This window comes from Rhodococcus sp. EPR-134 (assembly GCF_001647205.1).
Taxonomy (GTDB): domain Bacteria; phylum Actinomycetota; class Actinomycetes; order Mycobacteriales; family Mycobacteriaceae; genus Rhodococcus_F; species Rhodococcus_F qingshengii.
On sequence record NZ_LVCT01000416.1, the window covers coordinates 1 to 10,665 of the forward strand.

The 10,665-nt window shown below is 62.8% G+C and carries 8 protein-coding genes and 1 pseudogene; 4 read left to right on the forward strand and 5 right to left on the reverse strand.

The annotated features are described in order from the left end of the window. Window positions 1-146 precede the first annotated feature (146 nt). From A2J01_RS37465 to A2J01_RS19110, 5 genes are all read right to left on the reverse strand, one after another. The gene (locus A2J01_RS37465; protein WP_442971569.1) at window positions 147-263 is read right to left on the reverse strand and encodes a helix-turn-helix domain-containing protein; all 117 of its coding nucleotides are present in this window, start codon (window positions 261-263) and stop codon (window positions 147-149) included. Window positions 264-347: 84 nt separating this feature from the next. Then, window positions 348-683 carry a recombinase family protein gene (locus tag A2J01_RS37355; RefSeq protein WP_331715328.1) on the reverse strand — a complete coding sequence of 112 codons (336 nt, stop codon included), beginning with the start codon at window positions 681-683 and terminating at the stop codon, window positions 348-350. Window positions 684-1,022: 339 nt separating this feature from the next. Next, the gene (locus A2J01_RS19100) at window positions 1,023-2,573 is read right to left on the reverse strand and encodes an acyl-CoA synthetase (RefSeq protein WP_064113335.1); all 1,551 of its coding nucleotides are present in this window, start codon (window positions 2,571-2,573) and stop codon (window positions 1,023-1,025) included. A 191-nt stretch (window positions 2,574-2,764) separates the two neighbouring features. Then, window positions 2,765-4,357: an ABC transporter substrate-binding protein gene (locus A2J01_RS19105; protein WP_064113336.1), complete on the reverse strand. Its 1,593-nt coding sequence runs from the start codon at window positions 4,355-4,357 to the stop codon at window positions 2,765-2,767. Between the two features lie 757 nt (window positions 4,358-5,114). After that, window positions 5,115-5,675 (reverse strand): recombinase family protein, encoded by a 561-nt coding sequence (locus A2J01_RS19110; protein ID WP_231915837.1) that lies wholly within the window; start codon window positions 5,673-5,675, stop codon window positions 5,115-5,117. A gap of 103 nt (window positions 5,676-5,778) precedes the next feature. Here A2J01_RS19110 and A2J01_RS19115 point away from each other — a divergent pair, with 103 nt between their 5' ends. The 4 genes and pseudogenes from A2J01_RS19115 to A2J01_RS19130 all read left to right on the forward strand — a co-directional run. Further along, window positions 5,779-7,461, forward strand: coding sequence for a Mu transposase C-terminal domain-containing protein (locus tag A2J01_RS19115; protein WP_030537353.1), 1,683 nt, complete (start codon window positions 5,779-5,781; stop codon window positions 7,459-7,461). 4 nt (window positions 7,462-7,465) lie between these two features. Further along, entirely contained in the window at window positions 7,466-8,431 is a 966-nt protein-coding gene (locus A2J01_RS19120) for a TniB family NTP-binding protein (protein ID WP_225320204.1), read from the forward strand. Next, window positions 8,428-9,666 carry a TniQ family protein gene (locus tag A2J01_RS19125; protein WP_030537355.1) on the forward strand — a complete coding sequence of 413 codons (1,239 nt, stop codon included), beginning with the start codon at window positions 8,428-8,430 and terminating at the stop codon, window positions 9,664-9,666. The genes A2J01_RS19120 and A2J01_RS19125 overlap by 4 nt, the downstream gene beginning before the upstream one ends. Window positions 9,667-9,857: 191 nt before the next feature. Then, window positions 9,858-10,665: pseudogene (locus A2J01_RS19130) on the forward strand (integrase); the annotation flags it as partial.

The window sequence follows — 10,665 nt, forward strand, 5'->3', positions numbered from 1 at the left end:
GTCCTGATCAGAGCTGATGGAATTTCAGATCATTCCCGGGAAGGTGCGCCCACTCACGCCGCCTCGCCGAGAACCATCCACAGGTTCTGATCATTGCTCCTCCTCGGTTTGCGCGTGGTGTTGCTTGATAGATTCACTGCCGAGTATCACTTCAGGTGCCCGTAGAGGGCGGTCCGGCCGACGCCGATGATCTCGGCGATGTCGGTCAGATGCATCCCGTTATCCCGCATCCGTTGTGCCTGGGCGAGTTTCGTCGACGTCATCTTCGGTGGCCGGCCCTCGGTGCCCCCCCGGGCCGGGGCCGCGGCGAGACCGACCTGGGTGCGTTCCCGGATCAAATTTCGTTCCTATTCTGCGAGAGCACCGAAGATGGAGACGAGCAATTCGCCACCGGAGGTGGTGGTATCGATGGCTTCGGTCCACGATTTGAATCCGACACCGCGGGCGGCGAGATCTTCCACCGTCTGCGGGAGGTGGGGCAGTGAGCGACCGAGCCGGTCGAGGCGCCAGACAACAAGGGTGTCTCCGTCGCGAAGATGGGAAAGAAGATCGGTCAGTTGCGGCCGGGTGGTCGTTGCACCGGACGCGGTTTCGGTCCAGACTTTGAAAGAGCCGGCAGCGCTGAGAGCGTCGCTCTGTGGATCGGCAGTTTCATCGGTAGTCGAGACCCTCGCGTAGCCCATGTCAGTTTCAGAAGACGACTGCACTCGACGACAAAACCCAGGAATGTGTGCAGTCGCCTTCTGAAACTGACACAGACTGACGTCTTGGTTAGCCTGGCTCAGATTGGGCTCTTCACTATTGGTCCGCGGAGCAATAGTGAAGAGCCCCTTTCGCTTACAAGGAGCATTCAAGGGGTTTCGGGCGTCTGTGAAAGTGCCGAAAAAGCTTTCACCTGCATAAAGTTGTCCGTGCAAAGTCAGTCACTATCTGGGCCATGCCTTCACGATCACGCAGCATGTCACCAGCAGTGAGACCAAGATCGGATTCCGACTCCCAGATTCTGTATAAGTGGCGCGAGATCAGGTCAGGCTCGATCTCGCACTCAGATAGTCTGCGCGCAGCACATCCTTACGGAGCTTGCCCGACTCCAGCCGTGGCAGCTCGTCGAGGAAGTCCAGGACGCGGGGAACCTTGTAACGCGAGAGCCCGTCGCGGGCGAAATCGATGATCTCCGCAGCAAGCTCCGCGGTGGCCGCGACGCCTGCGGTTGGCTGCACCACAGCATGCACGTACTCGCCCATGTCCGCGTCGGGCAAACCGAATACAGCGACATCGGCCACGGCCGGGTGCATAACCATGCGCGCCTCGATTTCGGCGGGATAGATGTTGACCCCACCGGAGATGATCATGAACGCCTTGCGGTCGGTCAGGAACAGGTAGTTATCCTCATCGACGCGGCCCATGTCCCCGATAGTCGACCAGGTTGGATGGTCCGGGTGCATCGCACCAGCGGTTTTCGCGGCGTCGTTGTGGTAACCGAATACGGTTCCGGCCCGCTCGAAATACACCGTTCCTACCTCGCCGGTGGCCAGTTCTTGGCCGTCGTCATCACAGATGTGGATGATGCCGATCACCGGCCGGCCGACGGATCCGGGGCGCTGCTGCCAGTCCCGGGCCGCGATGAACGTGACGCCGTTGCCTTCCGTGCCGGTGTAATACTCGTCGACGATCGGCCCGAGCCAGTCGAGCATCGCGTGCTTGACGTCGACCGGGCACGGAGCCGCGGAGTGCAGCAGTCCTTTGAGAGAGGACATGTCGTGTCGCGCGCGGACCTCGGGGTCGAGCTTGAGAAGGCGCACCATCATTGTGGGGACTACCTGTGTATGGGTCACTCCCTGGTTCTCGATCAGCGCAAGGAAATGCTCTGGATCCCACTTCGGCATGACCACCACGGTCCCTCCGATCTCTTGGACCGCGAGGGACCAGTTGAACGCAGCGGCATGGTAAAGCGGACCTGGCACGAGATACACCGAGTCCTGATCGATCGAAGTGATCTTGCGGATCAGGTCGGAATTCCGCGGTGCGGCAGGATCGTCCACCCGCAGACCGGTCAGCGCGCGCTTGACGCCCTTGGGTTGGCCGGTGGTGCCGGATGAGTAGAGCATTAACTGGCCGCGGGGCTCCTCTACGAGGGAATCGGCTCGTTGCCGTTCCAACAAATTCTCATAGCATTCGAAACCGTCGATCACGCCATCGAACATCAGGCGATGCACGCCGTCCTTGAGGAGCGGCAGCAGGCCCACTGCGGTCTCGCGCAAACCGTGCGAGCAGATCAGCGCTTTCGAACCTGAGTCCGCCATGATGTACGCGGCCTCATCGGGCGTGCTGTGCCGGTTGATCGCAGTAATGTAGTATCCCGAACGCACTGCAGCCCAGTAGATCTCTAAGTAACGCTCGTGATTTTCAGCTAGGACTGCAACGCCGTCACCGACCTGCAGGCCGCGCCAGCGCAACTCTCGTGCCAGCTTGACCGACCGCTCGTCGAGCTCCTTGTAGGTCACGCCTGGACCGCCGCCGACGCGGACAGCGATGCGCTCGGGGTGTTTGCGTGCGTGTACTGCGGGATACATCGGAATGCCTCCAAAGATAATCGCGGGGTCGTACCGTCTGCTCACGAAAAAAATTGATCTGTGTTTCAGGGAAGAACAAACAAAGGGCAAAGAGAGGTCTCGTGCATAGCTGCGTCCCGAGACCGATGTCGCTGCTGCACGAGCCTCACCCCGGGTGTTTCGGGGCCGGGGTGAGGCTTGTGAGCCGTGGTTTAGTTTGTGGTCCACGCCTTGTCGAACAGCAAAATGCCGTCCGAGCTGAGCTGCACGCCGCGCACATTGTCGGCGAACGGCATGAACAGCCGGTAGGGCGAGGACACCGCCATCGGCGCGGTCTCGTTGACGAGCGTCTGGATATCAGCGAGAACCCGGCGCTTGTCATCGTCATCGCGTGCGGTCTGGAGCTGGGCCAGCAACTCATCCATGTCGGGGTTGGCATAGCCGAGCACATTGGAGGCCGACGTGCTGTGGAGGTTGCCGTACATGCGGATGAACGGCGCGTTGTCGAGCACGTTGAAGCCGGCATAGGAAACGTCGTAGTCGTGCTGCGCGTACAGCACCTTGATCAGGTCGTTGATACTGGAGGCGTAGTTGATCTCCACGTCGAAGCCCGCGCCTTCGAGCATTGCTTCGATCGCGAGGGCGCTGCGTTGGGTCTCCGGGTCGTTCGTGCCCACATAGGTGATCTTGCCGTCGTAGCCGTCTGCCTTGGCCTCCTTGAGTAGCCGGATAGCCTCGTCCAGGTCATAGCCGGAGCCCGAGACGTCCCCGTGCCACCGCGATGCTGGCGCGAACATATCGCTGCTCGCCAGTCCGTCGCCGCTCTGGACCCGCGTGTTGAACAGATCGGGGTTGAACGCGGCCACCAACGCTTGGCGTACCCGCTCATCCGCGCCGGGTCTGCCCTCTCGGCTGTTGATCAGCGCCGTGCCGCCCATATTGACCGTGTACACCGCGCCGGGCAGGCTAGCCTCGGCCGCTGCGCGCACATTTTCCGGGTTGCGCAGGTACGCGATCTGCAGGTTGCCGGACTGTACCGATTCCAGTCGCGTGGTCTCGTTGACGATCGCCGGGAAGCGGACGGAGTCCAGATGAGGCTTGCCACCCCAGTAGTCTGCTCGCGCCCGCAGCACCAACTCCTCCTGCGACGTGAACTTCTCCAACACGAACGGCCCGGCGCCGACGGGAGCGAAGTCGCCACCGACCGTCGAGGAGGGGGCAACGATCATCCCGGGCCCACTGGTGAACAGCGCCGGGAACTCCCGCCACGGCTGCTTGAGGGTGAATGTCACCGTCGAGTTGTTTGTGACCGCCATGTCCTCTACCGAGACCAGCCACACCTGGGTGTGTGTGCCCTTCTTTTCCAGATAGCGATTGATGCTCCAGGTGACCGCCGCCGCATCGACCGGCGTGCCGTCGCTGAAGGTGGCGCCTTCGCGGAGCGTGAGTGTCCAGACGATGCCGTCCTCGTTCCCCGTCATGGAATCCGCGAGCTGCGGGACGTACTGGTCGGAGTCCTGGTCGTAGCGCAGTAGTAGGTCGTAGAGTGCGGCCATCTCGGTGCCGCCGGTGGAACCACCGTCCTGGCGGGCTGCGGGATCGAGGCTGCTCACCGCGGTGTAACCGGCGTACGCGATGGTGCCGCCCGATCGCGGCTCCCCCGCGGTCTGCTGTCCGATCAGTCCGTTGTCGATGCCCTCGGCGGCGCTCTCGACTTCGCTGCCCGAGCAGCCGGCAATGAGCAGACCGGCGGCAGTCAGCGCGGTCAGCAGTCGGCCGGTGCGGGCCAGTATCAGTCTTGCCATATCGACTCCTTTTTGAACTTTCGGAACGCTCTTCTGAGATGGGTAGACGCTTGACGAGTTCGCCAACGACTGTGCGGGCGCCTGTCGTAATAGCTCGCGACAGGGTGAGGGGAGGGGTTAAGGCGCACAGCAACGGTGAATTGCCTGACGTTGACCAGGCTCTTCGGATCGAGGACTTCCCTCTGGCTCAGAGCTACGCTCACATGAGTGACTCCCACTGTGCTTGGGCTCAGGGCCGGTGGTTGGCCTGGCTGTGCCAGCGTCGATGCGTTCCGCTGTCGCCGCAGTTGTACGCGACCACTGGAAAAATCGGCCCTGGCTGCTTGAGGGATGAACCAAACGCAACGTCATGAAGATTGAGTTGCCCAGCGGTAGTGTCAAGTTCAGCGGTTTTGGTCGAGAGACCGATATTGTCGAGCATTCCTGTCGGCTAGTGTTGACAGGCGCCATGCGTGCCTAGAAAAGCCAGGCGCAAGAGCCGAATGGTATTTCGATGGTGACGGGTTGGCCCGGTTCGCCGCGAGCTGGACGTCCTTGAGGGTCAGCGCAAACATTCCCCGTCGGACGACAATCCGGTCAGCCGTATCGCCCATAGCCTCACTAGCTGTGGTTTGCATCACAAAATCACATTAAGGATTTAGACTTAAAATGTCAAACTCACTTGGCCATCGTCCAACATCTCACCAACTAAATACCATCGAAAACTACGCCACAATCAGCCGAAAGTCACGGTCAAATCTGTTGCAGTGCAACGATTTTATTTCAGATGTCGGTACAGCGTTGTCCTGCCGACGCCGATGATTTCGGCGATGTCGGTCAGGTGCATCCCGTTCTCCCGCATCCGTTGTGCCTGAGCGAGTTTCGTCGACGTCATCTTCGGTGGCCGGCCACCGGTGCGGCCACGGGCTCGGGCTGCAGCGAGACCGACCTGAGTGCGCTCGCGGATCGGGTTCCGTTCGAATTCAGCGAGAGCACCGAAGATGGAAAAGATCAGTTTGCCGCCGGAAGTGGTGGTGTCGATCGCTTCAGTCAACGATTTGAATCCGACACCGCGGGCGGCGAGATCTTCTACCGTCTGCAGTAAGTGGGGGAGTGAGCGACCCAGCCGGTCGAGGCGCCAGACCACCAATGTGTCCCCCCCGCGAAGATGGGAAAGAAGGTCGCTCAGTTGCGGCCGGGTGGTGGTTGCACCGGAGGCGGTTTCGGTCCAGACCTTGAAACAACCGGCAGCGCTCAGAGCGTCGCCCTGCGGATCATTGGTCTGATCGGTAGTCGAGACCCTCGCGTAGCCCATGTCAGTTTCAGGAGTGCGCGTCATGCTTTCCTGGGGTTTCACCTCCGATTGCAGTCGTCTTCTGACATTCTGAGTGCAGAAGTGCACTGCACAATCGGTCACCCAGGCTGGGCGTTCGGAGGCTGCGATGGACGCGGACAAGTTCGACGTCGCCGAGACCGGTGTGCTGACCGCGTCGGCCGAGCAGTGGGAGCAGGCACGGACGCGGTTTGCAGTGCTCAGCGAACTAGCGGATCGATCCTCGATTGGTACCGCAGTGGTCGAGGATGCAGCGCAGCAGTTGGGGGTCTCGCCGCGGCGTGTGTACGTGCTGCTGTCCAGGCTCCGGAATGGGGGAGGGGCGGTCACCGATCTGTTGGTCTCCGCACCGTCAGGCGGGCGCGGACGCTCCCGCGTGCCGACCGAGGTGGAAGTGGTAATCGCCGAGCACATCAACCGTGACTTTCTGGCTCGCCAGAAGCTCAGTGTCGCTGCGCTGCATCGTCGTATCGCGCTCGCCTGCCGCCGCGCCGGACTCCCGATCCCAGCCCGCAACACAGTCAACGCGCGGATCGCAGCAATGCACCCGGGCCGCGTCGCACGCTCACGTGGCGGACCGGACGCGGCCCGATCGCGGCAATCCGCTGGCGACGTCCCGCCGCCGGTGACGGCCGTTCTGCAACAAGTCCAGATCGATCACACCGTGGTCGATCTGATGATCGTCGACGAATACGACCGGGCACCGATCGGACGTCCGTATCTCACGATTGCCATCGATGTCTTCAGCCGCTGTGTGCCAGGGTTCGTCGTCACACTCGATCCGCCGTCCGCAGTGTCGGTCGGGTTGTGTCTGGGCAGGGTGTGCTCGGACAAGAGCGTACGGATCGACGCTTTGGGCCTTGGCGCGGATGTGCGGTGGCCGATGGGCGGAAAGCCGCACCGCTTGTACGTCGACAACGCCGCCGAGTTCAAAAGCGAAGCGCTCCAGCGTGGTTGCGAGCAGCACGGCATCGACCTCGGCTACCGACCACCCGGCCGGCCGCATTACGGCGGGATCGTCGAACGCATCATCGGCACCGTCATGACCCAGGTCCACGAACTCCCCGGCACCACGTTCTCGAACCCAACGCAGCGGGGCAGCTACGACTCGGAGGGCACAGCAGCACTGGCCTTACAAGAATTGGAACGCTGGCTGATCCTGGCGATCGCGGCGTATCACGCGGACGTGCACGCCGGCCTGAGCCGGAGCCCGGCTGCGCAGTGGGCCAGCAGCATCGACGCCGACCCTGCTCTGCCGACGTCGACAGTGGTGGACGAGACCGCATTCCTGGTGGACTTCCTTCCGGTCATGCGGCGCCGCCTGACCCGGACAGGGTTCGTCATCGACCACATCCAGTACTTCTCCAATGCTTTGAAACCGTGGATCGCCAGGCGAGAGAAGTTGGGGCAGTTCGTGATCCGGCGTGATCCACGAGATCTGAGCAGGGTGTGGGTCCTGGACCCCGACAGCGGCGGCGGGTATGTCGAGGTGCCGTACCGGACTATGTCGCATCCGGCGGTGACATCGTGGGAACACCGCGCAGCGGTCACGCGCCTTCGAGAACACGGCCGAGCGAGCATCGACGAACACGCTCTGTTCGCGATGATCGAGCAGATGCGTCAGATAGCCACGTCCGCGCAGAGGGACACCAAACGAGCCCGACGTAATCGCACTCGCCGTGCCCACCTGAGCAGCATCGCCACACCACCGAACACGCAGAGCCCGCCCGAGCATGATCCAGGCACCGACGACGTGTCGGTTCCGATCTTCGACGACATCGAAGAATGGTGAATCGATGAACAGCGACGCCCGCAGCGCTCCCGAAGGCGACGATGACGACCGTAGCGACGACGACATCGACGTCGATCGCGCGGACCTCACCCACCTGCGAATTTCGGTCAGATCGATCGCGATTCTGCCTGCTGCACAACGCATCAAACACATTCGGGCCGAACGGTGGATCGGGTATCCGCGTGCACAGTCGGTCATCGAGCACCTCGAGACGCTGCTGGGGTGGCCGGATCGACAACGAATGCCGAACATGCTTCTGATCGGACCGACGAACAACGGCAAGTCGATGATCGTTGAGAAGTTCCGCCGTGCACACCCCACTGTCAGCTTGTCCGATCGCGAGCAGATACCGGTGTTGTGTATGCAGATGCCTCCGGACCCGGCACCCGCACGGTTCTACCTGGCGATGCTTGCTGCCCTTGGAACGCCGATCCGGCCACGGAGCCGAGTCCACGAACTCGAACAGCAAGCGATCACGCTGCTGCGAGCGACCGGGGTTCGGATGCTGATCATCGACGAGCTCCACAACGTCCTCGCCGGCCGCGACAACGTGCGCCGAGAATTCCTGAACCTGTTGCGGTTTATGGGCAACGAACTGCGGATCCCTCTCGTCGGAGTCGGTACCCGAGAGGCGTACCTCGCGATCCGCAGTGATGCACAGTTGGAGAACCGTTTTCACCCCATGACGCTGCCGATCTGGACCAACGACACCGACACCCGCTCCCTGCTGGCGAGCTTCACCGCCAGCTTTCCGTTGCGTGTGCCCTCGCACCTGACATCGGCGGAGATGACCGATTACCTCCTCACCCGTTGCGAAGGAACTATCGGCGAACTGGCCATGCTGTTGACCGCGGCCGCAGTGACCGCACTCGAAGCCGGAGAGGAATCGATCACCTCACAGGTGTTGACGCAGACCGCCTACTCCGGGCCCACCGAACGCCGCCGCCAATTCGAACGGCACCTGGCATGACACCAGCCGATGCCCCCGCAGCACGCACAGCGCTCGGCCACAGTGCGCATCCGCGGTGGCCACTGCACCCGAAACCACTACCTGGTGAGACTCTGATGTCGTGGCTGGCCCGGACCAGCGAACTGTATTCGTTGTTCAATACAGCGGACCTTCTCGACGGGCTCAGCGTCGACACCTCGGGCGTGGACCTGGACCGGCACACACCTGAGCCGGTGCTATCCGCGCTTGCCCAGAGAAGCTCCTGTACGGCGGAACGGCTGCGGGAGATGACGTTGGCGGGCTGCACGCCCTGGCTGCTCGACAGCACCGACCCCGCCGAATGCGACTTCGACACCTACGTCCACCAGTTCTCGGTTCTATTGCCACCGGGTCTGGCAATGGCCGATCGACGTCGACGCGCACCGCCCGCCGGCACATGGCTTCCCTGGGTGAGCACGTTGACGACGCGGGCATGCCCTCTCTGTATCGACGACCTCGACACAGACGCCGATATCGCGGTCATGATGGCTCAGCAATACCCGATGCTGTCCAGCTGCACGAAGCATCACTGTGGGCTCGAATTCTGCGCTGTCGTACCCGGCAGCCTGGTCTTCTGGGACAGGACACCAGCAGGTTCGGACGAACACGCAGCACCGATACCGGTCGCGGCGGCCGTCGCGGAAATCGACAGACGCTCCATTGCCGCGTTGACGAGCGGGTCGGTCGAGCTCGGCGGAGGCCGTGTTCATGCAGCGGTGTGGTTCAGGCTGCTGCGCACCGTCGTCGACGAAGTGTCTACACCGCTGGTCCGCACCGGATGGTGGGCGAAGCCACTGAGCGCGATCTGGAAATCGACAGGGCATCCTCGCCCGCTGCGGACATCGTGGGTTCCGTTCGAGGACCTGAGGTGGGACGAGCAAGCAAAAGTCCTTCTCGCAGCGGCGACCGCGATCATCGCGGTCGAGAACGATGAGATAGCCGCGAGCGGAGCTGATGCCTGCCTGCTGCGGCCGCGACGGTACGAGCCGGTCGATCCGGGGACCGCTCCGACGAGGTCTCGTAGTGCGGTACCGGTCCGCAGCGCCTGGGACGGTGTGGTGGCGGCGATCGATGCGGCGGTCGTCGCCGCCCGCGTCGACAGCGATGCCGCCCGATCTTTGTTCGGATTCGCTCGAACGGGGTGCCGGACCGAAGGTGACGTCGATGAGCTGGCCTATGCCTTCGTCGAGCTCGGTATTCGACTGGACTGGGACTGAAGCGCGCGTGATCACCACACGCATCTCTACCTTGGTTTCTACGCGGAAATCGATCGCTGCCTGTAGTCACCCACGTTATTTGTGCGGTGACCGACGAGAATTTTCCTTCCCGCACCGTCCCCGCTGAAACGCCTGCTCAGCGTGCATTCGACCTGAGAAGCCTGTCGGGGGTGCTCGCTACAGTCCCTACCATGGCAGAACGGCAGCTCAGCGAGGTCCCGGACGTGGGTTCAATCGTCCCGGTGAGTGGTGCGGCGGTGTTTCCGGACCTGTCGAGCGAGGTCGCCGCGCGAATCGAACGGTCGATGGCATCGGCACGGTCTGCTGCTACTCGCCGCGCCTACGATTCGGCGTGGCGACGCTTCGAGACCTGGTGCACCGTCGCCGGGCACCACGCGTTGCCTGCGCATCCCGCGACGGTGGCGGCCTACCTCGTCGCCGCCGCCGACACGCTCACTGTCGACGGGACGCGGGCGTATGCACCGTCGACGTTCGGCAAGTGGATCGCGGCGATCGCCGACCGTCACCGCGCTGTTGGCCACAACAACCCGTGCGGCCACGAAATGGTTCGCGCCACTCTCGCCGGTATTCGTCGGGATTATGCGTCTGCGGGGGAGCGGCCCCGAAATCCCCGTGCCCCGCTCCTCACCGCTGACATCACCACGATCGTTGACCACGCCCGACGCACTGCAGCGGACTGGGCGTCGGAGGTGCTCGAACGCCGCGACACCGCGCTACTGCTGATGGGATACACCGGCGCGTTTCGGCGCAGTGAACTCGTGGCGCTCGAATGCCGCGATGTCCGCCGCGACCGCCTCGACGGCGCGCACGTACAGATCCGCAAGTCCAAGACCGACCAGGACGGTACCGGAACCGTGAAAGCCCTTCCGTTCACCGACCGCTATGAATCCTGCCCGGTCTGCGCGTGGGTGCGATGGTTGAAGATCGTCGCAGCGTTCGACACCGGCGGCAGAATCGCCGTCATTCGACTGCTCTTCC

Excerpts from the sequence above, each read along its gene's own strand:
- A2J01_RS37465 (WP_442971569.1), bottom strand. The coding sequence starts at position 263 with ATGACGTCGACGAAACTCGCCCAGGCACAACGGATGCGGGATAACGGG.
- A2J01_RS37355 (WP_331715328.1), bottom strand. The coding sequence starts at position 683 with ATGGGCTACGCGAGGGTCTCGACTACCGATGAAACTGCCGATCCACAG.
- A2J01_RS19100 (WP_064113335.1), bottom strand. The coding sequence starts at position 2,573 with ATGTATCCCGCAGTACACGCACGCAAACACCCCGAGCGCATCGCTGTC.
- A2J01_RS19105 (WP_064113336.1), bottom strand. The coding sequence starts at position 4,357 with ATGGCAAGACTGATACTGGCCCGCACCGGCCGACTGCTGACCGCGCTG.
- A2J01_RS19110 (WP_231915837.1), bottom strand. The coding sequence starts at position 5,675 with ATGACGCGCACTCCTGAAACTGACATGGGCTACGCGAGGGTCTCGACT.
- A2J01_RS19115 (WP_030537353.1), top strand. The coding sequence starts at position 5,779 with ATGGACGCGGACAAGTTCGACGTCGCCGAGACCGGTGTGCTGACCGCG.
- A2J01_RS19120 (WP_225320204.1), top strand. The coding sequence starts at position 7,466 with ATGAACAGCGACGCCCGCAGCGCTCCCGAAGGCGACGATGACGACCGT.
- A2J01_RS19125 (WP_030537355.1), top strand. The coding sequence starts at position 8,428 with ATGACACCAGCCGATGCCCCCGCAGCACGCACAGCGCTCGGCCACAGT.